The organism is Streptomyces sp. NPDC096040 (assembly GCF_040303265.1).
Classification (GTDB): domain Bacteria; phylum Actinomycetota; class Actinomycetes; order Streptomycetales; family Streptomycetaceae; genus Streptomyces.
Genome location: NZ_JBEOTA010000003.1, coordinates 90,511 through 113,066 on the forward strand (window position 1 = coordinate 90,511; position 22,556 = coordinate 113,066).

General features: G+C 71.4%; 16 protein-coding genes and 1 pseudogene. 12 read left to right on the forward strand and 5 right to left on the reverse strand.

The features are described from left to right. Positions 1-40: 40 nt before the first annotated feature. Positions 41-298, reverse strand: a pseudogene (locus ABTY98_RS04065) (SAM-dependent methyltransferase); the annotation flags it as partial. Positions 299-701: 403 nt separating this feature from the next. Between ABTY98_RS04065 and ABTY98_RS04070 the strand changes: the two are divergent. The 5 genes from ABTY98_RS04070 (at position 702) to ABTY98_RS04090 (ending at position 6,012) form a co-directional block, all read left to right on the forward strand. After that, positions 702-1,022, forward strand: a complete 321-nt coding sequence (locus ABTY98_RS04070; RefSeq protein ID WP_352219305.1) for a hypothetical protein — start codon at positions 702-704, stop codon at positions 1,020-1,022. Between the two features lie 84 nt (positions 1,023-1,106). Next, positions 1,107-1,682, forward strand: a complete 576-nt coding sequence (locus tag ABTY98_RS04075; RefSeq protein WP_352219306.1) for a GNAT family N-acetyltransferase — start codon at positions 1,107-1,109, stop codon at positions 1,680-1,682. A 35-nt stretch (positions 1,683-1,717) separates the two neighbouring features. Then, the gene (locus ABTY98_RS04080; protein WP_352219307.1) at positions 1,718-2,353 is read left to right on the forward strand and encodes a hypothetical protein; all 636 of its coding nucleotides are present in this window, start codon (positions 1,718-1,720) and stop codon (positions 2,351-2,353) included. Positions 2,354-2,551: 198 nt separating this feature from the next. Further along, a complete protein-coding gene (locus ABTY98_RS04085; protein ID WP_352219308.1) occupies positions 2,552-2,743 on the forward strand; it encodes a hypothetical protein in 192 nt (63 codons plus the stop codon). Between the two features lie 206 nt (positions 2,744-2,949). Next, a complete protein-coding gene (locus ABTY98_RS04090; RefSeq protein WP_352219309.1) occupies positions 2,950-6,012 on the forward strand; it encodes a helix-turn-helix transcriptional regulator in 3,063 nt (1,020 codons plus the stop codon). Here ABTY98_RS04090 and ABTY98_RS04095 read toward each other — a convergent pair. Next, positions 6,000-7,172 (reverse strand): PQQ-dependent sugar dehydrogenase, encoded by a 1,173-nt coding sequence (locus tag ABTY98_RS04095; RefSeq protein WP_352219310.1) that lies wholly within the window; start codon positions 7,170-7,172, stop codon positions 6,000-6,002. The genes ABTY98_RS04090 and ABTY98_RS04095 overlap by 13 nt on opposite strands. A gap of 146 nt (positions 7,173-7,318) precedes the next feature. Then, positions 7,319-8,317 (reverse strand): aldo/keto reductase, encoded by a 999-nt coding sequence (locus tag ABTY98_RS04100; RefSeq protein ID WP_352219311.1) that lies wholly within the window; start codon positions 8,315-8,317, stop codon positions 7,319-7,321. 74 nt (positions 8,318-8,391) lie between these two features. Here ABTY98_RS04100 and ABTY98_RS04105 point away from each other — a divergent pair, with 74 nt between their 5' ends. The 6 genes from ABTY98_RS04105 (at position 8,392) to serA (ending at position 18,322) form a co-directional block, all read left to right on the forward strand. Beyond that, the gene (locus ABTY98_RS04105; protein ID WP_352219312.1) at positions 8,392-9,342 is read left to right on the forward strand and encodes a 2-hydroxyacid dehydrogenase; all 951 of its coding nucleotides are present in this window, start codon (positions 8,392-8,394) and stop codon (positions 9,340-9,342) included. A gap of 402 nt (positions 9,343-9,744) precedes the next feature. Continuing rightward, the gene (locus ABTY98_RS04110) at positions 9,745-12,747 is read left to right on the forward strand and encodes a putative bifunctional diguanylate cyclase/phosphodiesterase (RefSeq protein ID WP_352219313.1); all 3,003 of its coding nucleotides are present in this window, start codon (positions 9,745-9,747) and stop codon (positions 12,745-12,747) included. Positions 12,748-12,990: 243 nt separating this feature from the next. Then, entirely contained in the window at positions 12,991-14,841 is a 1,851-nt protein-coding gene (locus ABTY98_RS04115) for an acetolactate synthase large subunit (protein ID WP_352219314.1), read from the forward strand. Between the two features lie 21 nt (positions 14,842-14,862). Further along, positions 14,863-15,387, forward strand: a complete 525-nt coding sequence (gene ilvN, locus ABTY98_RS04120) for an acetolactate synthase small subunit (RefSeq protein ID WP_352219315.1) — start codon at positions 14,863-14,865, stop codon at positions 15,385-15,387. 119 nt (positions 15,388-15,506) lie between these two features. Next, positions 15,507-16,505: a ketol-acid reductoisomerase gene (gene ilvC / locus ABTY98_RS04125; RefSeq protein WP_352219316.1), complete on the forward strand. Its 999-nt coding sequence runs from the start codon at positions 15,507-15,509 to the stop codon at positions 16,503-16,505. 227 nt (positions 16,506-16,732) lie between these two features. Then, complete coding sequence (gene serA, locus ABTY98_RS04130; protein WP_352219317.1) at positions 16,733-18,322, forward strand: phosphoglycerate dehydrogenase; 1,590 nt, start codon at positions 16,733-16,735, stop codon at positions 18,320-18,322. Positions 18,323-18,387: 65 nt separating this feature from the next. Here the strand turns inward: serA and ABTY98_RS04135 are convergent, their stop codons facing one another. After that, complete coding sequence (locus ABTY98_RS04135) at positions 18,388-19,818, reverse strand: MFS transporter (protein ID WP_352219559.1); 1,431 nt, start codon at positions 19,816-19,818, stop codon at positions 18,388-18,390. Between the two features lie 184 nt (positions 19,819-20,002). Here ABTY98_RS04135 and ABTY98_RS04140 point away from each other — a divergent pair, with 184 nt between their 5' ends. After that, a complete protein-coding gene (locus ABTY98_RS04140) occupies positions 20,003-20,578 on the forward strand; it encodes a TetR/AcrR family transcriptional regulator (RefSeq protein WP_352219318.1) in 576 nt (191 codons plus the stop codon). Positions 20,579-21,233: 655 nt separating this feature from the next. On the opposite strand, the gene ABTY98_RS04145 is transcribed toward ABTY98_RS04140, so the two are convergent. Then, on the reverse strand, positions 21,234-22,532 hold the full coding sequence (locus ABTY98_RS04145) for a PucR family transcriptional regulator (protein ID WP_352219319.1): 1,299 nt from the start codon (positions 22,530-22,532) through the stop codon (positions 21,234-21,236). Positions 22,533-22,556 lie beyond the last annotated feature (24 nt).

Consider the following 22,556-nt stretch of genomic DNA (forward strand, 5'->3'; position numbering starts at 1 on the left):
CGGCCCCGGAGGCAGCGCCTCCGGGGCCGTACGCCTGTCCGCGGCGCGCGACCAGCCGCACGAATCCCAGGGCGCGGCCCTCGTCGGCGCACAGCGTCTCGGCGACCACCTCGCCCCACAGCAGCCAGTCCCACCAGCCGTCCGGCTACCGGTCGGCGGCCGCGACCTCGACCGCGCCGCTGCGCGTCCAGTGGCGGCGCCACCAGCTCGCCGAGCGGAAGCACCAGGGCTCGAGGTGCTCGGGCGGCTCGACCCCCTCGGGTTCCTCCCGCAGCGCCGGTACGACGACGGCGTCCCGCTCGGTGGTGTAGCCGATCAAGGCACCGGAATTCGCAGGCCGGGGGCGGTGACTCCGCCGAACCAGGCGTTCAACTCCCCTCAGCAGGGTGCCTCGTGGAAGGCCGTCTCCGGGAGAGCGCCAGGGGCCTCGTACCGGAACACTTAACGCTTGATCCCCTACACCAGGACGCGGGACACGGCCGGTACGACCACACCGATCCGGCCGCCGGGCCGACATGCACGGCCCGCACCCGGTCGGCGAACCCGGCCTCGGATGAACGGGCTCCCTGTGATCTTCGTAGTGGAAGGCGATGAACTGGAGCTCATTCGAACCGTCGAACAATGCCGGCCAACGGAAGCCGGCAGTTGTGGACGTCCTTCGCGGCAGGTTTCCTCAGGTGCGGGTACTACGCTCGCCCGCCATGACCGGACACGCGGAATCCGATATCGAACCCGAGACGACCGAGGTGGAGTCCGCGGACGACGAGGATCCCTACGAGGACGCCCGTCGGGCCCGCTGGACCGCCACCGTGACCGGGGCCCTGCTGACCCTGATGGGCCTGACCGCCTCCCTGATGAGACTGGGCGGCGGCGTACCCGCGCTGGTGCCGACCGCTTATGCCGTCGGCTCCGCCGTGTGTGTGGCCGCGGGGGCGCTCGGCGCCCGGGGCCGTACCCGCAGAGCCCTTTGGCTGATGATCCTGGGGGTCATGGTCATGGCGCTGGGAGACCAGTTCGACTGACCGGCACCGACTCGCCCGGGTGCCGTGCCGTCCATGAGAGGCTCGACGCGCCGGCCGAAGACGTGGTGGAACTGGAGAAGCACGATGTACGCGATATCCCTGGGTGACGACGGCGCCGAACTGCGTCCGCTGGAGCCCTGGCACGCCGAGGAGTTCCTGGCCCACCTGGAGCGCGGGCGGGGGTTCATCGGACGGTTCATCCCCTTCGGCTCCAGGGAGACGGACGTGCCCTCCGCGCGGGCGCTGCTCCAGCGGTACGCCGACATGCGCGCCGCCGACACCGGCTCCCTGCACGGCCTGTGGCTCAAGGGCACGCTCGTCGGCGGTGTGCTCTTCCTGAACTTCGACGCGGAACAGGGCAACTGCGAGGTCGGCTGCTGGCTGGAGCCGGCCGGAACCGGGCGCGGACTCGTCACGCGCGCGATGCGGGTACTGATCGACTTCGCGGTCGAGCGGCGCGGTATCCACCGCGTCGAGTGGGTCGCCGCCTCGGGCAACGAACCCAGCCTGAACGTGGCCCGGCGGCTGGGGATGACCCGCGATGGCGTACGCCGTGAGGCGCACCCCTATGGTGGCCTGAGGCACGACCTGGAGGTGTGGTCGATCCTCGCCCCGGAATGGCGTGAAGCACGCGCGCGTGCCGTACAGAACGATCATTAAGAGACCTCTCAGACAGGATCCGTACGGTGCCGGACATGGGAACCAAGACAGCTGACGAGACCGGTGCCGAGACGGGTACCGAGGCCACGACCGACGAGGAGAAGGTGAGCGTCACCAAGACCGCCGACGACGCGACGGAGTCCAAGCCCGAGCCGGAGGCCGAGGCCGCCGGGACCGAGGCCAGGGACGGCACGGACACCGACGTCGACGCGGAGAACGCTGAGGAGCTGGAGGACGACGCCGTCCTTGCCGAGGCCGAGGCCGAGGCCGAGAGCCCCTCGGGCGTCGGCCAGGGCGCCGCGGCCCTCGTCTCCGTCGTGCTCGGCCTGGTCTCCCTCACCGGTGGCTGGATCGGTACGGTGGCCGCCGCCCGCGAGACCCTCATCGGCCAGCTCCGGACCTCGTCGTCCGCGAGCGTCGCCACGCAGGTCAAGGAGGTCTACGGCGACGCCTGGCAGACCACCGCGCTGTGGGCCGGCGCGTTCGCGCTGGCGGCCCTGATCACCGGCGTCGTGGTGCTCGCCCGGCCCGCCTTCGGTGCCCCCGGCAAGCCGCAGGCGCCGTGGATCAAGTCGGTCGCCTGGGCGGGTGTCGCGCTCGCTGTCATCGGCCTGCTGCTCGCCGTCCTCAAGTACTCCGACGCGCTCCTCGGGCTGCCCTCGACCAGCTGAGACGGCCCAGGTCAGAAGGGGCCTTAGGCCGTCCGTAAGCACCTTATGGACGACCTGAGGCCCCTTACGCGTGTCCGGGGTCCGGCGGGCGTCCGAAGATGCGGAACTCTCCCGATGTGGCGCACCCCCCTGGGAGACGAAGGTGGAGGCATCGCAAGAAGCGAGGCCCAACCACCGTCTCTCACAAGGGAAACCGCCATGTTCGCCTTCGAACTGCACGAGATCCGTTCCGCCGAACTGCGCCGGCAGGCCGAGGACGCCCGTCTCGTCCGCGAGGCCGTCCGCTCCCGCCGGGCCGCCCGCCGCGAGGCGGCGGCCCGCCGTGCCGCGGTGCCGGAGGAAGTCCATACCGGTCGCCGCAGCCGACGTCGGCTCCCGGGCACCGCGTGACCAGGTGGCCGGGCGGCGGCGACCGCCCGGCGACCGAGGGCCCGGCGACCGAGGACGCCGAGGACGCGCAGGCCGGTGGCCGTAGGGGGGTCGGCCACCGGTCTGCAGGACTGCCGTCGGCTCGTACGCCGTCAGGTCATATGAGTCGTACGACAAGCGCATCGGTGCTGTGGAAAACCGCTGCCGTCCGATCGGAGCCGCGTGCGATGCTCTGGCCTGTGGAAACCAGGTCCGTGAGTCCCGTGTTCGTAGGCCGCAGCGACGAGCTGGGGTCACTGAACGAGGCGCTGGCCCGTGCCGAGGCCGCCGAGCCGCAGGCGCTGCTGCTCGGCGGTGAGGCCGGCGTCGGCAAGACCCGGCTGGTCGAGGAGTTCGCCACGGCCGCCTGCCGCCGGGGCGCGGTCGTCGCGCTCGGCGGCTGCGTGGAGATCGGCGCCGACGGGCTGCCGTTCGCCCCCTTCTCCACCGCGCTGCGGGCGCTGCGGGCCGCGTTGCCGGAGGAACTGGCCGCGGCCGCCGCCGGGCAGGAGGACGAGCTGGCCCGGCTGCTTCCGGAGCTCGGCGAGGCCTCCTTCAGCCGGCACGACGAGCAGGGCATGGCCCGCCTCTTCGAGCTCACGGCGCGGCTCCTTGAGCGGGTCACCGCCGAGCGCACGGTGGTGGTCGCCCTGGAGGACCTGCACTGGGCCGACGCCTCCACCCGCCACCTCCTCTCCTATCTGCTGCGCACCCTGCGCACCGGCCGGCTCGTCGTCCTCGCCACCTACCGTTCCGATGACATCCACCGCCGCCACCCGCTGCGCCCGCTCCTTGCCGAACTCGACCGGCTGCGCACCGTCCGCCGTATCGAACTCGCCCGTTTCAACCGGGAGGAGGTCGGCCGCCAGATCGCCGGCATCCTCGCCGCCGAACCCGACCCCGCCCAGGTCGACGAGATCTTCGAGCGCTCCGACGGCAACGCCTTCTTCGTCGAGGAACTCGCGGTCGCCACCACCGAAGGCTGCCGCACCGGGCTGACCGACTCGCTGCGCGATCTGCTCCTCGTGCGGGTCGAGGCGTTGCCCGAGAGCGCCCAGCGGGTCGCCCGGATCGTCGCCGAGGGCGGCTCCACCGTCGAGTACCAGCTGTTGGCCGCCGTCGCCCAGCTCGCCGAGGACGACCTCATCGAGGCGCTGCGGGCCGCCGTCGGCGCCAACATCCTCACCGCCACGCCCGGCGGCGACGGCTACCGGTTCCGGCACTCCCTGGTCCGCGAGGCCGTCGCCGACGACCTGCTCCCCGGCGAACGCTCCCGGCTCAACCGGCGCTACGCCGAGGCCCTGGAGTCCGACCCGGGGCTGGTGCCGGCCGACGCGCGCGTGACCCGCCTGGCCAGCTACTGGTACCAGGCCCACGACCCGGCCAAGGCCCTGCCCGCCGTCCTCGACGCCTCCGTGGTGGCCCGCCGCAGGCACGCCTACAGCGAGCAACTGCGGCTCCTGGAGCGGGCGATGGAGCTGTGGGACCCCGCCCCCGAGGAGATCCGCGCCGCCCTGCGCCCCGTCGACTACACCGACGTCTACCCTCCCTGCGGCTGCGACCCGGCCACCACACCCCTGCGCTATCTCGACCTGATGGCGGAGGCGGCGGTCGCGGGCCGCTTCTGCGGGGAACGCGAACGCGCCCTGAAGATCACCAAGAAGGCGCTGCGGATGGTCGAGGACGAGGGGGATCCCCTGCGTGCGGCCTGGTTCTGGGTGCAGCGCTCCCGGCTGGTCCAGGACCTGGCCCGGGGCGACGGCTGGCAGGAGCTCGGCACGGCCCAGGACCTGGTGCGCGGCCTGCCGCCCTCGGAGGTGCATGCCGACGTGCTGGCCAACGTCGCCAACTGGTCCATGCTCCACGAACCCGGCCCCGAGGCCTTCGCCGCCGCCGAACGGGCCGTGGAGTACGCGCGGATGGTGGGCGCCCGGGAGATCGAGCTCAACGCGCGCATCACCCTGGGCTGCCTCATGGTCGACGCGGGTGATGTGGACAACGGGATGGAGGAGCTGCACCGGGTCAAGGACACCGCCCTGCGGGAGGGCGTGGCACTTGTCGCGGGGCGGGCCTACGTGAACCTGCCCGCCGGGCTGGACTCGGTCGGCCGCTCCGGGGAGGCGGTGCCCCTCCTGCGGGAGGGCCTCGCCTTCGCCCGCCGGTACGGCATGCTGGACTCCGAGGTGTGGATCTGGGGCAACCTCTCCGACTCGCTGTACGCGCTCGGCCAGTGGGACGAGGCCGCGGCAGCCGCGGCGGGCGCCCTCGGCTCCGCGGCCAGCGCCAAACCCCGGGGCGCCGGCGCCCTGCGCCTCGCCCATATCGCCCTCGCCCGGGGAGACGCCGCCGAGGCCGCCCGCCAACTGGCCATAGCCCGCGAGCACTTCGGCACCCACGATCCGATGCCCCAGGCGCTGCTCCCCGTCGCCCGGATCGCCATCGGCGTCGCCGCCGTGGAGGGCCGGCTCCTCGACGCCCGCGCCGAGCTGGACCGCGCCCTGGAATTCGGCTTCCCGCCCGGCACCCAGCGCTACGGCTGGCCCCTGCTGCTGGCCGCCGCCACTGCCGAGGCCGACGCCCGCGCCCTGCCCGCGGCGGCCGAGGGCCGAGCCGAGGTCCTCGACCGGCTCACCGAGGCCGTCCGCAAGCTCACCACCGGTGCGCCCCTCTGGCTGGCGTACGAACGCTGGACCCGCGCCGAACTGCACCGTGCCCGGGGCACCGACACCGCCGCGATCTGGTCGGACGTGGTCACCGACTTCGAGTGCCTGGACCGCCCCTACGATCTCGCCCGGGTCCGCCGCCGCCTCGCCCAGGTCCTGCTCGCAGAGGCGTCCGGCGACGACGACCGCGACCGTGCGACCGAACTGCTCCGGCTGGCCGGGGCCGTCGCCGACCACCTGGGCGCCCGCCCGCTCGCCGAGGCCGTCGCCCTGCTCGCCCAGCGTGCCCGCCTCAGCCTCACCACCGGTACCCCTCGCCGGGCCCTGGACGCCGCCGAGAGCCTCGGTCTCACCAGCCGCGAGCGGGACGTCCTGCGCCTGGTCTCGGCGGGCCGGACCAACCGCCAGATAGCCGAGGAGCTCTTCATCTCCCCGAAGACCGCGAGCGTCCACGTCTCCAACATCCTGGGCAAGCTCGGCGTCTCCGGGAGGGGCGAGGCGGCGGCGGTGGCCCACCGCCTGGAGATGTTCCCGCCCGACCGCACCGACCGCACCGACCGAAGTGCCACCGCCGGTCAGCGCACCTGAAGCTCCAGGATCCGGTCGTCGCCCGGCTTCGGCTTCCCACGCCCGTCCGTGTTGCTGGTCACCAGCCACAGCTTGTCGCCGCCCGCCGCCACGACCGTGCGCAGCCGGCCGTACTCGCCCTTGAGGAAGGCCTGGGGCTCGGCGGCCGCGACGGTGCCCTTGAGCGGGATGCGCCACAGGCGCCGGCCCTTGAGGCCGGCCATCCAGATCACGCCGTTCACATAGGCGATGCCGCTGGGAGAGGCGTCGTCGGTGTGCCACTGGGCGATCGGGTTCACGTACTTGGCGTCGGAGGACCTGCCCTCCGCGTTCGGCCAGCCGTAGTCGCCGCCGGGCTTGATGGCGTTCAGCTCGTCCCAGGTGTCCTGGCCGAACTCCGAGGCGAACAGTCGCTGGTCGTCGTCCCAGGCCAGGCCCTGCACATTGCGGTGGCCGTAGGTGTAGACGGGGGAGTCGGGGAAGGGGTTGCCGGGGGCCGGTTCGCCCTCCGGGGTGAGCCGAAGGATCTTGCCGCCGAGGGAGGCCTTGTCCTGGGCGAGGCCCCGCTGCCCGCTCTCGCCGGTGCCGGCGTAGAGCATGCCGTCGGGTCCGAAGGCGATCCGGCCGCCGTTGTGGATGAGCCCCTTGGGGATGCCCTTGAAGATCGTGTCGGGGGCGCCCAACTGCTCCCCGGCCGGCTTGCCCTGGTCCCAGAGCATGCGCACGATGCGGTTGTCGGAGGCCGACGTGAAGTACGCGTAGATCATGTGGTCCGAGGCGAAGTCGGGGGAGAGGGCGATCCCCAGCAGACCGCCCTCTCCGGCCGCGGACACCCCGGACACCGTGCCCAGCTCGGTCTTCTTCCCGGTCTTCTCGTCGACCTTGCTGATCGTCCCGTCGTCGCGGTCGGAGACGAGCAGCCCGGACCCGTCCGGCAGCGGCGCGAGCCCCCACGGGGACTTCAGGCCCTCGGCGACCGTGCGCAGCACCTTCACCGAGCCCTTCGCGGGCGCGGCCGACTCGCTCGCCCCGGCGGACGCGGAGGAACCGGCCGACGTACTCCCGGCCCAGGGTGGCGTGGGCACATCCCCACCACCGCCTCCGCCGGAGGAACACCCCGCCGCCAGCAGGAGTCCGGCCGCGGCCAACACGGCGGGCACAGCTCGACGTTGCACGATCATGGTCCCTTCGACAGGGGCAAGCGGCTCCTTCGACCGTAGCCCGGCGGTCGGGTGCCTGTCCGGCGGATCATGGTGCGGGATCTGCACGGGACCTGCGCGACCAGCCACAGCGCCGCCGCACCGAACCGACGACCGATCGTCAGGCCCTAGTCCCAAGACCCCTGCGCAGCAGGCAGCCGCCCCAACTCCGCCAGATCCTCCGCGCTCAGCCGTACGTCCACCGCGCCCGCGTTCTCCGCCGCCCACCGCCCCCGCTTCGTCCCGGGCACCGGAACCACATGCCGCCCCCGCGAGAGCACCCACGCCAGCGCCACCTGGGCGGCGGTGACCTCCTCGCCGTGCCGCCGGGCAATGCGCCGAAGCCCCGCCACGATCGGCTGGTTGGCCGCCATCATCTCCGCCGTGAAGCGAGGGTGCCGCGCCCGCACATCGTCGGGTTCGAAACCCTCTCCCGGTGTGAGCGTGCCGGTGAGGAAGCCGTTGCCCAGCGGCATCGCCGCGAGGAAACCCACGCCCCGCGCCTCGCACCACGGCAGCAGCGCCTCCAGCGCCTCCGGCGACCACACCGACAGCTCCGCCTGTACCGCGCTCACCGGGAAAACCTGCTGCACCCGCTGCAGCTGGCGCAGGGTCGCGTCGTGCAGCCGCGCGCCGGACCTGCGCCCCCCGCGCGCCCCCAGGGCGCACAGCCCCAGGGCGCGCACCTTCCCCGCCTGCACCAGCTCTGCCATCGCGCCCCAGGTCTCCTCGACGGGGACCTCGGGGTCCGCACGGTGCAGTTGGTAGAGGTCGATGACGTCGGTCTGGAGCCGGCGCAGCGACGCGTCGCAGGCACGCTTCACATAGCCGGGCCGGCCGTTCGCCACGATGTGCTTGTCGCCGACCAGCAGGCCCACCTTGGTCGACACGAAGGCCTCCGCGCGCCGCTCCTTGAGCACCCGCCCCAGTAGCAGCTCATTGGTGAACGGGCCGTACATGTCCGCGGTGTCCAGCAGCGTCACGCCCAGGTCCAGCGCCCGGTGCACCGCCCTCACCGATTCGTCACCGCGCTGCCGCGACGCGCTGTAGGCCCAGCTCATCGGCATGCACCCGAGTCCGACGGCCCCCACCGCGAGCGCCCCCGCGCCGATCGTCCTGCGCTCCACCAGCCCGTGAACCTCCTTCTAGAGCCCCCAACCTAACCTCTGCGCCCACACGTCCCTGACATAGCCTCCTGACCATGACCTCTGACGTGTGGCTCCCCATCCCGCCGGCCGAGTTCACGGGACTTCCCGACGGGCTCGACTACCTCTTCTGGGACGGGGACCAGGACTTCCCCGGTGACCCCGCCGACTGTGCCGTGTATGTCGTCCCCTACATGAAGCGGCAGAACGTGAAGGTGCGGCCGCTGGAGCGGATGCGGAACGTCCGGCTCATCCAGACCCTCACCGCCGGCGTCGACGACATGATCGCGGCCCTGGACCTCATCGCCCCCGGGGTGGCGCTGTGCAACGCGCGCGGGGTGCACGAGGCGAGCACCGCCGAACTCGCGCTCACCCTGACCCTGGCGTCCCTGCGCGGTGTCCCGGGGTTCGTGCGCGCCCAGCAGCAGGAGCACTGGGAGAGCGGCTTCCACCCCGCCCTCGCCGACAAGTCCGTCCTCATCGTCGGTTACGGCGCCATCGGCTCGGCCATCGAGGACCGGCTCGTGCCGTTCGAGGTTGCGCGGGTGGCGCGCGTCGCGCGCTCCGGGCGCGCCTCGGCGCGCGGTCCCGTGCATCCGCTCACCGAACTGCCGCAACTGCTTCCGGAAGCCGATGTCGTCATCCTCTCTACGCCCCTCACGGACACCACGCGTGGCCTGGTCAACGCGGAGTTCCTCGCGCGGATGAAGGACGGCGCACTGCTCGTGAACGTCGCGCGCGGGCCCGTCGTGGACACCAAGGCGCTCCTCGCCGAGCTGGAGAGCGGTCGCCTCACCGCCGCCCTGGACGTCACCGATCCCGAGCCGCTGCCGGCCGGACATCCCTTGTGGCAGGCGCCCGGAGTGCTGATCAGCCCCCACGTCGGCGGCCCCACCTCGGCCTTCCGGCCGCGCGCCAAGCGCGTCGTCACCGAGCAGCTGAACCGCTTCGTGAACCGGGAGCCGCTGCGGAACGTGATCCTTACGACGGGATCCACCGACAACTGACAGTCCCGGCAACACGCGTGTAACCCGCTTCCGGTACGGTCCGCGACCTTCCGGGCGCGGTGCGTACGCGCATCGCTCCTGCTCGTCACGGAGCGTAGAGAAGCTATGTCCCTGAGTGACGAGACTGGTGTATCGTCCCGACAGGGGCTGCGCCGTGCACCGTTCGGCGCCGGGGATGGACATTTCAGATTTGTGAGGGGGGCGACGGGCGATGCACGGCCTATGGACGAACGATCCGACGCGGCGGAGCCGCCGGCGGCGACCCTGGCGCACAGCTGCGCGCAGACGCGGCCATCACACCAGCCATCACCACCACCGCAGGCACAGCGGACGCAGGAGGCACGCTCACCCAGCGCACCGGGACCCGAGGGACCCGGGAGCGGTGCGGACCGGGAGGGTCCGGTGACAGCGCCGACGCCTGTGACGACCACCCGCCCCGGAGCGCTGCGGGCACAGCCTCCGGCGGGACTGCCGCACTACCGGCCGCCGATCACCGGCGGCGGGACCGGCGTGGTCCGCCAACTCGTCCTGGCCCTGATCTGCGCGGGATACGCCGTCGGTTCCGCGTTCGACTGGGGCTCGAACCAAGTCGCCCTGTTCATGGGTGACTTCGGTCTGACCGCGGCCGCCGGCACGGCCGCCGTGTCCTGCTTCTGCTACGCCCGCTCCCCGCGGGTCCGCTTTCGACCCGCCTGGCTGCTGTTCGCCCTCTCCTCGGCGATGGCGGCCCTGGGCAACGCGGTCTGGGGGTGGTACGAGGTCGTGCTGCACAGGCCCGTGCCCAGCCCCAGCTACGCCGACCTGTTCTTCCTGTGCTTCGCGCCGCCCGCCATCGTCGGTCTGCTGGTGCTGGCCAAGCGGCCGATGACCAAGGCCGGCTGGATCTGCCTGGCGCTGGACGCCTGGCTGATCGGCGGCTCGCTGCTCACCCTGTCGTGGAGCCTCGCGCTCGCCCAGGCCGCCCGGCTCGACGGGCCCAGCGTCGCGCACACCGCGCTCTCGCTGGCGTACCCGCTGCTGGACATCGCCCTGGTCAGCATGGTGCTCGCGCTGCACTTCCGGCGCTCGCCGGGCAACCGCACCGCGGTGAACACCGCGATCGGCGCGCTCGCCCTGACCGTGATGTGCGACGCCCTGTTCACCTCGCCGCTGCTGCACAGCAGTTACCACTCCGGTCAGCTGCTGGACGCGGGCTGGTTCGCCGGCTCGCTGCTGCTCGCATACGCGCCCTGGGCCGCGCCCCGGCAGCAGGGCGCCCCGGAGCCCGAGGGGCACACGCGAGTGGTCCACGAGCACGTGCCCGGCGGCCGGGCCCCGGCGCCGAAGAAGGCGCCCGTGCCCACCCCGGGGGGCGACCACCTCCGGTACCCGGCGGGCCGCCCCCTGTCCGGCTCCTTGGCCGCGCTCACCCCGTATCTGGCCGCCGCCGTGTGCACCCTGGGCATCCTGTACAACGTGCTCAACGGCCGCAGCCCGGACCACGTCGTCCTGATCACCGCCGGCTGTGTGGTCCTCGCGCTCGTCGTACGCCAGGGCATCATGCTGCTCGACAACATCACCCTCACCCAGGAACTGGCGCATCAGGAGAACCACTTCCGCTCCCTGGTGCAGGGCTCCAGCGACGTCATCATGATCGCCGCGCCCAACGGCATCCTCCGGTACGTCTCCCCGGCCGCCGCCGGGGTCTACGGACGGCCCGCCGAGGACCTGGTGGGCTCGGAACTGGCCAACCTCATCCACCCGGAGGACCTCGGCTGTGTGGTGCACGAGGTGCGCCGCTTCCTCGCCGCCAGCCCCCTGGAGGAAGCCACCACCCGTATCGAGTGCCGTTTCCGGTCCGGTGACGGCGGCTGGCTCAATGTCGAGTCCACCGTCAACCGGCACCACGGCGGCCTCATCTTCAACAGCCGGGACGTGACCGAAAGAGTGCGCCTGCAGGCGCAGCTCCAGCACAACGCCGAGCACGACCCGCTCACCGACCTGCCCAACCGCGCCCTGTTCACCCGGCGGGTGCAGCAGGCCCTGTCCGGCCGCCGTTCCTCCGACCGGGGCCCCGCCCTGCGGAACACGGCCGTGCTCTTCATCGACCTGGACGGCTTCAAGGCCGTCAACGACACGATCGGGCACCAGGCCGGGGACGATCTGCTCGTCCATGCCGCACGCAGACTCCAGGACGCGGTCCGCCAGGGCGACACCGCCTCCCGCCTTGGCGGCGACGAGTTCGCGGCGCTGATCGTCGGTGACGGCACCCGTGACCGCAGTGCCAGAGAGCGGCACATCCTGGAGCTCGCCGACCGCCTCAGGGTGACCCTCTCGCAGCCGTACGCCATTGACGGCAACGATGTCCGTGTCAACGCGTCCATCGGTGTCGCCTTCGCCGAACCGGGCCTGGGCGCCGGGGAGTTGCTGCGCAATGCCGACCTGGCGATGTACCGCGCCAAGTCGGCGGGAAAGGGCCGCGTCGAGCTGTACAAGCCACAGATGCAGCAGGACGTCGTACGCAAGGCGGAACTGGCCACCCGGCTGCGGGCCGCCCTGCACGACGGCGAGTTCGCGCTGCTGCACCAGCCGGTGGTGTGCCTGGAGAGCGGCCGGATCGACTCGGTCTCCGCACAGGCGCGCTGGCGCTCCTCGCAGGGGGTGCTGTTCACTCCGGCCGAGTTCCTTCGGGTCGCGGAGGACAGCGACAAGACATCCGAGCTGGACCGCTGGATCCTCCAGGAGGCGGTCGAACAGGCCGCCGAGCGGGCGGCCAACGGGCTCGTGGTGCCGGTCGCGGTCCGGACGTGTGCCCGGCGGCTGCTCGACCGGTCATCGCCGCTCGGCTCCGTGGAGGCCCTGCTCACCCGGCACGGCCTGCCGTCGGGGGCGCTGGTCCTGGAGCTGTCCGACACCGACCCCAGGGTTCCGCTGGACGAGCTGGAGCGGCGCCTGACCGCGCTCAGCCGGCACGGGGTCCGGATCGCACTGGACGGCTTCGGCAGCGGCTACGCGGCGATCACCGCCCTCCGGAAGCTCCCCGTGGACATGCTCAAGCTCGACCGCAGTCTGGTCGAGGGGGTCGTCGAGTCACCCCGGCTGCACAAGATCACCAGCGGGCTGCTGCGGATCGCCGGCGATCTCGGACTCCAGTCGGTGGCCGAGGGCGTGGACCTGCCCGAACAGGTCACGGCGCTGCGCGCGATGGGGTGCACCCATGGGATGGGCATGGCCTTCTCCGGCCCGGTGGACGAGTACCGGCTGCGCCGGGCCCTCGGTTCCGGCCACTATCCGGTTCCGCACGCACCGGCCGAGCCGGCCTTCGCGGGCGGTGGCGGTGGGGTGTACACCAGTGGTGTGCCCGCGGTGCTCGGAGGCGGCAGTGCCCTACGCTCACATAATGAGACTCCCGTCCCACCCACTTGACACGTGGTGCGCGTCAGAGGGAGGGTCAGTTCCATGCGCACCCGAATTCTCGTACTTGGACAGCGCGTCGGCTGAGCTGGGACCCACCGGAGAAGGATCCGGAACCCCCAGCGACCACACCGGCGCGCTCCCCTCGCTTGCCTTTTGGCACGAGGGGTTTTTTGTTGCACCAGCACCAGACGTACGGCGGCAGAAACCCGTACGAACCTCGCAAAAACCCTCAGCATCGAGAAGAGAATGCCGATGACCGAGCAGGCCACCGGGGCCCACCATCCGCAGCCGCGGCCCCGTTCCGGAGGACAGCAGCCCCCGACCGTCGAGCACGTCACGGGTGCGAAGTCCCTCATCCGCTCCCTCGAGGAGGTCGGCGCTGACACGGTATTCGGCATCCCCGGCGGCGCGATCCTGCCGGCCTACGACCCGCTGATGGACTCCACCCGGGTGCGCCACGTCCTGTGCCGGCACGAGCAGGGCGCCGGTCACGCGGCCACCGGCTACGCGCAGGCCACCGGCAAGGTCGGTGTCTGCATGGCCACCTCGGGCCCCGGCGCCACCAACCTGGTGACGCCGATCGCGGACGCGCACATGGACTCGGTGCCGCTCGTGGCGATCACCGGGCAGGTCGCGTCCTCCTCGATCGGCACGGACGCCTTCCAGGAGGCGGACATCGTCGGCATCACCATGCCGATCACCAAGCACAACTTCCTGGTCACCAAGGCCGAGGACATCCCGCGGATCATCGCCCAGGCATTCCACATCGCCTCCACCGGCCGCCCCGGACCGGTCCTGGTCGACATCGCCAAGGACGCCCTCCAGGCGAAGACCACCTTCTCCTGGCCGCCGGTCATGGACCTGCCCGGCTACCGTCCGGTGACCAAGCCGCACGCCAAGCAGATCCGCGAGGGTGCCAAGCTGATCACCCAGGCGAAGCGGCCCGTCCTCTACGTCGGCGGCGGTGTCATCAAGGCCGGCGCCACCGCCGAGCTGAAGGTCCTCGCCGAACTCACCGGAGCGCCCGTCACCACCACCCTGATGGCGCTCGGCGCATTCCCCGACAGCCACCCGCTGCACGTGGGGATGCCGGGCATGCACGGTGCGGTCACCGCCGTCACCGCGCTGCAGAAGGCCGACCTGATCGTCGCCCTCGGCACCCGCTTCGACGACCGTGTCACCGGCAAGCTGGACAGCTTCGCCCCGCACGCCAAGATCGTCCACGCCGACATCGACCCCGCGGAGATCGGCAAGAACCGCGCCGCCGACGTGCCGATCGTCGGCGACGCCCGCGAGGTCATCGCCGACCTGATCCAGGCGGTGCAGAAGGAGCACAGCGAGGGCCACCAGGGCGACTACACCGCCTGGTGGAAGGACCTCAACCGGTGGCGCGAGACCTACCCGCTGGGCTACGACCAGCCGGAGAACGGTTCGCTCTCCCCGCAGCAGGTCATCGAGCGCATCGGACAGCTCGCCCCGGAGGGCACGATCTTCGCGGCGGGCGTCGGCCAGCACCAGATGTGGGCCGCGCACTACGTGCAGTACGAGAAGCCCGCCACCTGGCTGAACTCCGGCGGCGCCGGAACCATGGGCTACGCGGTCCCGGCCGCCATGGGCGCCAAGGCCGGCGCGCCCGGCAGCACCGTCTGGGCGATCGACGGCGACGGCTGCTTCCAGATGACCAATCAGGAACTGACCACCTGCGCCCTGAACAACATCCCGATCAAGGTCGGCATCATCAACAACGGCGCCCTCGGGATGGTCCGCCAGTGGCAGACCCTCTTCTACAACCAGCGGTACTCCAACACCGTGCTGCACTCCGGGCCCGACGACGTCAACCCGGACGCCCGCGGCACCCGCGTCCCCGACTTCGTGAAGCTGTCGGAGGCCATGGGCTGCTACGCGATCCGCTGCGAGTCCCCGGACGACCTCGACAAGGTCATCGAAGAGGCGAACTCCATCAACGACCGCCCGGTCGTCGTGGACTTCATCGTCCACGAGGACGCGATGGTGTGGCCGATGGTCGCCGCCGGCACCTCCAACGACGAGATCATGGCCGCCCGGGACGTTCGCCCCGACTTCGGCGACAACGAAGACGACTGAGCGAGAGAGACGTAAAAGACCATGTCCAAGCACACGCTCTCCGTTCTGGTGGAGAACAAGCCGGGCATCCTCGCCCGGATCGCCGCGCTGTTCTCCCGCCGGGGCTTCAACATCGACTCGCTCGCCGTCGGTGTCACCGAGCACCCCGACATCTCCCGCATCACGATCGTGGTGAGTGTCGACGCCCTGCCCCTGGAGCAGGTCACCAAGCAGCTCAACAAGCTCGTCGAGGTGCTGAAGATCGTCGAACTGGAGCCGGGTGCGGCCGTTCAGCGTGAACTCGTTCTGGTGAAGGTGCGCGCGGACAACGAGACGCGTTCCCAGATCGTCGAGATCGTCCAGCTGTTCCGCGCCAAGACCGTCGACGTCTCCCCGGAGGCCGTCACCATCGAGGCCACCGGCAGCAGCGAGAAGCTGACCGCCATGCTCAAGATGCTGGAGCCGTTCGGCATCAAGGAGCTGGTGCAGTCCGGCACGATCGCGATCGGCCGTGGCGCCCGTTCGATCACCGACCGTTCGCTGCGCGCACTCGACCGTTCTGCGTAAGGCTGGAACCGGGCGGCCGACGGCCGTCGGCCGCCCGGATACCGAGACCCCGAGACTTCCCTTCCGCCCTCCGTCATACGGTGGGACGCACCAACCGCACCCCAAGGAGAGAACCCAAAGTGGCCGAGCTGTTCTACGACGCCGACGCCGACCTGTCCATCATCCAGGGCCGCAAGGTCGCGGTCATCGGCTACGGCAGTCAGGGCCACGCCCACGCCCTGTCGCTGCGTGACTCCGGTGTCGACGTGCGGGTCGGTCTGCACGAGGGCTCCAAGTCCAAGGCGAAGGCCGAGGAGCAGGGCCTGCGTGTGGTGACCCCGGCCGAGGCCGCCGCCGAGGCCGACGTCATCATGATCCTCGTCCCGGACCCGATCCAGGCCCAGGTCTACGAGGAGCACATCGCCCCGAACCTGAACGACGGCGACGCCCTGTTCTTCGGCCACGGCCTGAACATCCGCTACGGCTTCATCAAGCCCCCGGCCGGCGTCGACGTCTGCATGGTCGCCCCGAAGGGCCCGGGCCACCTGGTGCGCCGTCAGTACGAGGAGGGCCGCGGCGTTCCCTGCATCGTGGCCGTCGAGCAGGACGCCACCGGAGGCGGCTTCGCGCTGGCCCTGTCGTACGCGAAGGGCATCGGCGGCACCCGCGCCGGCGTCATCAAGACGACCTTCACCGAGGAGACCGAGACCGACCTGTTCGGTGAGCAGGCCGTCCTCTGCGGTGGCACCTCCGCCCTGGTCAAGGCCGGTTTCGAGACCCTGGTCGAGGCCGGCTACCAGCCGGAGATCGCCTACTTCGAGTGCCTGCACGAGCTGAAGCTGATCGTGGACCTCATGTACGAGGGCGGCCTGGAGAAGATGCGCTGGTCCGTCTCCGAGACCGCCGAGTGGGGCGACTACGTCACCGGCCCGCGGATCATCACCGACGCCACCAAGGCCGAGATGAAGCAGGTCCTCGCCGAGATCCAGGACGGCACCTTCGCCCGTAACTGGATGGACGAGTACCACGGCGGTCTGAAGAAGTACAACGAGTACAAGAAGCAGGACTCCGAGCACCTGCTGGAGACCACCGGCAAGCAGCTGCGCAAGCTGATGTCGTGGGTGAACGAAGAGGCGTGAGCCCCGGGTGACGGGGCCGGAGCGGAATGGTCCGGCCCCTTGTCCGCCCCGTCGAATCTCGGACGGGTGATCCTTCCGCAGAGGCGCAGGACGACCACCATCACGCCACTAGACTGCCGTACTACATACGCGTCAGGCCCACAGCGTCGTGCGTCTCCACGCGCCAGTACCCTCCACCGCCAGCGGCCGTCGGGACGGCCGTCCGCATTGGACATGTGAGGACTCACGTGAGCTCGAAACCTGTCGTACTCATCGCTGAAGAGCTGTCGCCCGCCACCGTCGACGCGCTGGGCCCGGACTTCGAGATCCGGCACACCAACGGAGCAGACCGAGCCGAGCTGCTCCCGGCCATCGCCGACGTGGACGCGATCCTGATCCGCTCGGCCACCAAGGTCGACGCCGAGGCCATCGCCGCGGCGAAGAAGCTGAAGGTCGTCGCACGAGCCGGCGTCGGCCTGGACAACGTCGACGTCTCCGCCGCCACCAAGGCCGGCGTGATGGTCGTCAACGCGCCGACCTCCAACATCGTGACCGCCGCCGAACTCGCCTGCGGCCTGCTGATCTCCACCGCCCGCCACATTCCGCAGGCGAACTCCGCGCTCAAGAACGGCGAGTGGAAGCGCAGCAAGTACACGGGTGTCGAGCTCGCCGAGAAGACCCTCGGTGTCGTCGGCCTGGGCCGTATCGGTGCCCTGGTCGCACAGCGCATGTCCGCCTTCGGCATGAAGGTCGTCGCCTACGACCCCTACATCCAGCCCGCTCGCGCCGCGCAGATGGGCGTGAAGGTCCTGTCGCTGGACGAACTCCTCGAGGTCGCCGACTTCATCACCGTGCACCTGCCGAAGACCCCGGAGACGGTCGGCCTGATCGGCGACGAGGCGCTGCGCAAGGTCAAGCCGTCCGTGCGCATCGTCAACGCGGCCCGCGGTGGCATCGTCGACGAGGAGGCGCTGTACGCGGCGCTCAAGGAGGGCCGGGTGGCCGGCGCCGGCCTCGACGTGTACTCGAAGGAGCCGTGCACCGACTCGCCGCTCTTCGAGCTCGACCAGGTCGTCTGCACCCCGCACCTCGGTGCCTCCACCGACGAGGCCCAGGAGAAGGCGGGCATCGCCGTCGCCAAGTCCGTCCGCCTCGCCCTCGCCGGTGAGCTGGTCCCGGACGCGGTGAACGTCCAGGGCGGGGTCATCGCCGAGGACGTCAAGCCGGGCCTGCCGCTCGCCGAGCGCCTCGGCCGTATCTTCACCGCGCTCGCCGGTGAGGTCGCGGTCCGCCTCGACGTCGAGGTCTACGGCGAGATCACCCAGCACGACGTGAAGGTGCTGGAGCTGTCCGCGCTCAAGGGTGTCTTCGAGGACGTCGTCGCCGAGACCGTCTCCTATGTGAACGCCCCGCTGTTCGCGCAGGAGCGCGGTGTCGAGGTCCGCCTCACCACCAGCTCGGAGTCGGCCGACCACCGCAACGTGGTGACCGTGCGCGGCACCCTCGGCAGCGGCGAGGAGGTCTCGGTCTCCGGCACGCTGGCCGGCCCGAAGAACATCCAGAAGATCGTCGCGGTCGGCGACTTCGACGTCGACCTCGCGATCGCCGACCACCTGCTGGTGCTGCGCTACGAGGACCGGCCGGGCGTCGTCGGCACCGTCGGCCGCATCCTCGGCGAGGCGGGCATCAACATCGCCGGTATGCAGGTCTCCCGGTCGATCGCGGGCGGCGAGGCGCTGGCCGTCCTGACCGTCGACGACACGGTGACCTCCGGTGTGCTGGCCGAGGTCGAGGCGGAGATCGGGGCGACGTCGGCCCGGTCGGTGAACCTCGTCTGACGACAACTGCCGCAAACGCCGGGTGGGCTGACGCAGGTCAGCCCACCCGGCGTTCGTGCGTCCGCCTACCTGCCGATCCTCCGCAGCGTCACCCCCGCCCCCACCGCCGCCACCACCAGCAGCACCGCCCCCGCGATCGCCGCCCCCTGCATCCCGCTGGTGAACGCCTCCCGTGCGGTCCGCAGCAGGGCCTCTCCCGTGGCCCCCGGCAGTCGGCTCGCCGTGGCCAGCGCGCCGCCCAGCGTCTCGCGGGCCTCCGCCGGAGCCGTGGCCGGCATCTCGTGGCGGTAGACCGCCGTACCGATCGACCCCAGGACGGCCATACCGAGCGCCCCGCCGAACTCCGCGCCGGTCTCCAGCAGCGAGGAGGCCGTGCCCGCCCGTTCCACCGGCGCACTGGTCATCGCGAGGTCGGTCAGCTGGGACATGATCGCGACCATCCCGCAGGCCAGCACACCGGCCCCGGCCAGCACCAGCCACAGTGAGTCGGTGCCGACGAGGGCGAGCAGCGCGAACCCGGCCGCCATGGCCGTGAAGCCGCCGGCGACGACAAGGCCCCGGTCGACGCCCCGCTGGACCAGCTGCGCCGTGACCGGACCGGCGACCCCGATGAAGACGGAGGGCAGCAGACTCCACAGCGCCGCCTCCAGTGGGCTCTTGCCGAGCACCGCCTGCAGATACTGCGTGGTGAAGATCGCCGAACCCATCATGGCGAGCGACGCGACGAGGTTCAGGACCAGCGCCGGGGTGAAGCCGTGGCCGGTCAGCAGGGCCGGCGGGATCAGCGGGGAGGCGCTGGTGCGCTGGCGGTGGACGAACAGCGCCGCGAAGAGCAGGCCGACGGTGATCGAGACGACGTACAGCGGGTGCCAGCCCTCGGAGGGGATCTCCTTCACGCCGTAGATCACGGGGAGCACGGCGGCCATCGAGAGCGGAACGCTCAGCCAGTCGAAGCGGCCGGGGGAGGGGTTCCTGGACTCCGGGAGCAGGAACGGGCCGAGCACCAGCAGCAGCGCCATCGCGGGCAGGTTGACCAGGAAGACCGAACCCCACCAGAAGTGCTCCACGAGGATCCCGCTCATCACCGAGCCCAGCGCGATCCCGCCCGTCATCACGCCGGACCACAGGCCGATCGCCTTCGCGCGCTGGCCGGGGTCGGTGAACATCGTGCGCAGCAGGGCCATCGTCGACGGCATCAGGGTCGCGCCGCCGATGCCGAGGACCGCGCGGGCGGCGATCAGGGTCCCGGCGCTGTCCGCGTACGCGGCGAGCAGCGAGGCGCCGCCGAAGGCCGCGGCGCCGATCAGCAGCAGGCGCCGGCGACCGACGCGGTCGCCCAGCGCGCCCATCGTCATCAGCAGACCGGCCAGGACGAAGCCGTAGATGTCCAGGATCCACAGCTGCTGGGTGCCGCTCGGCCGGAGGTCGGCGCCGATCGCCGGGAGGGCGAAGTAGAGGACCGAGACGTCCATCGAGACAAGGAGCAGCGGAAGCATCAGCACGCCGAGCGCGGTCCATTCGCGGCGCCCTGCAAGGGAGTTGGTCTCACGTGTGGTCGTGGTCGTGCCCGTCGTGTTTGTCACGCCAAGGAATGTACGGGCGTCTTACACGCTTGTCTAGAACGCTTGTGTAATTCGTGTGTCTAGGACGGTTGTATGGATTCCGGGTAGGGTGGTCCGCATGGGACACCGTGAGGATCTGCTGGAAGGCGCCAAGCGCTGCCTGCTGGAGAAGGGGTTCGCGCGGACGACGGCGCGCGACATCGTCAGGGAGTCGGGGACCAACCTCGCCTCGATCGGCTACCACTACGGCTCCAAGGACGCGCTGCTCGCGCAGGCCTACATCGCCCTGGTGGAGGAGATGTCCTTCGAGGGCGGCGACGGCGGGCTCACCGGGGCGCCCGGCTCGCTGGAGCGGTTCCGTGAGGTGTGGTCGAACATCGTCGACAGCATGCGCGGGCCCGGCTCGATGTGGCGGCTCAGCGTGGAGATCGTGACGATGGGCGATCAGATGCCGGAAGTACGCGACCAGTTGGCGCGCGCCCAGCGGGAGGGCGGGCGGGGGCTGACCTCCCTGCTGATGGGCGTCCCCGAGGAGGAGGTCTCCGACGAGACCGCCGACACCCTCGGCCGCTTCTACATGACCCTGATGTCGGGCCTGATCTCGCAGTGGACCTTCGACCCGAAGACGGCCCCCGACGGCGACGCGCTCACCGAGGGCCTGCGCCAGATCGTCGAGGCCGCCACTCGGACCTGACTTGCGGTCAGCCGAGGAGGTGGGTGATCACCGCGCGAGCCGGGAATCGGAGATGGTCACCGAACAGTGGCGAGCGCTCCACGGTGACGCTGACGCCGCGCGTGTCGGGGAAGATCCAGACGGGGTTCTCCGGTGTGGGCCCGCACAGCCCGTCCGGGAGCCCGAACGTGTCGTCGGCGACGCCGCCCGCTGCCGTACCGCTCGTCGAACAGCTCCCTGCCCTCCGGGACGATGCCCGTCCTGTGCAGGTGGTCCGAGAGCCGGCCGCTCCTGAAGGACAGTTCGGCACGGCCGTTCCGGGTGCAGCAGCGGACGTCGGAGGCGTCGGTGGGGATCGGCGTACCACCGGCGGTGATCGCTTCCGGCAGTCGCTGGTCACTTCCGGAGCACGCCCGGTCGTCGCCGAAGGGGTGGAACAGCTCGTCCCGCAGTAGCCAGACGGTCCCGCCGACCAGGACCGCGGGGACGATCAGTGCGGCTGCCAGGCAGCTCAGCCGACGGCGTGGTTCCGGGGCGAACGGTCACGTTCTCCGCGTCCGCCGCGTTCTCCGGGGGCGCGAACTCCCCGGCGTCCGGACCGGTTCTCGCTGCATCGGCCATTCCTGTTCCCCCATGACGAAGGCGCCGGGGAAGGGCAAGGGCCGCAAGCAGGCGGCTACAGCCGCGCGCCCTTCAACGCCATGTGCAGCAGCAGCCGGGCCTCCCCGTCGTCCAGGTCGAGGCCGGTGAGCTGTTCGACACGGGACAGGCGGTAGTACAGGGTCTGCCGGTGGATGCCGAGGGCGGCGGCCGTGCGGCCCGCCTGGCCCGCGCAGTCCAGATACGCCTCGGCGGTAAGGGCCAGTTCCCGGTGGGCCGGGGTGAGCAGGACGGCCACCGCCGGATCGTGCGCGGCCTCCGGCGGCAGCGCGGTCAGCAGGCGGTACGGGCCGATGTGCGCCCACTCGGCGACCGGTCCGAACCGGGGCTCGGCCAGTGCGGCGCGGGTGGCCGCGGCGGCCTCCTGCCAGACCGTGGCCAGCTCGGCAAGGCCGGCCCGGGCCTCGCCCACCCCCGCGGCGCAGCCCGGTGCCGCCGCACCCGTGAACCCCGCTGCGACGGCGGCGGCCGTGCGCGCCCCGGCCCCGCGCGCCGACGCCGACCGGGCCGGCCGTGCCTCCTCCGCCTCCTTGAGCAGCCGGGTGGCGGCAGTCAGGGCGGGGGTGGCCGCGTCCGTGCTGCGCAGCCGGACCAGGACGGCGAGGCTGTGGCCCGTCGCCCCCCACGGCAGCGTGCACAGGGCGGTCGCGTGCGGGACCGTGCGCGGGGACGGGGCGTCGTCCGGGTCGGCGGACGGCCAGGGGGCGACACAGACCATGGTGTGCGGACCGTCCGCGCGGGCGCCGAGGGCGGTACGGAGTTCGGCCACCGCCATGTCCCGCTGCCAGCCGCGCTCCGCGACCAGCACCGCCCGCAGCTCCCGGCTCAGCCCCGCCCCCGCCTGCGCCTCGTCCGCGAGCAGCGCGCCGATCCGCCCCGCCACCCCCATGGCGGCGGCCAGCTGGGCGTCCGTCGGACCCGGATCGTCGTCCAGCAGCCAGACATAGCCGAGGACGACACCCCGATGGCGTACCGGCAGACAGATCCTTCCCCGGTACACGCCCGCCTCCGGCGTCGGCGGGATACGGACCGGTCCGGTGGCCCGGGTGATGCCGAATCCCTCGAACCAGGAGCGGACCGCCGCCGTGGAGCGCCGGGTCAGGATCGAGCGGGTCCTGACCGGGTCCAGCGCCGACGGATCGAGGTCGCCCTCACTGTCGTACGCCCCGAAGACGATCAGCTCGAAGTCGCGGTTCTCCAGGGTCGCCGGGACGCCCAGCAGCTCGGAGATCTCGTCGATCAGCTCCTGGTAGTCACCCTTGAATTCCGACGTCACCCGGGCATTCTCCCGCAATTCACGGAGGCCTTCATACATCTGTCTGAGATCTGTGGCACGGAT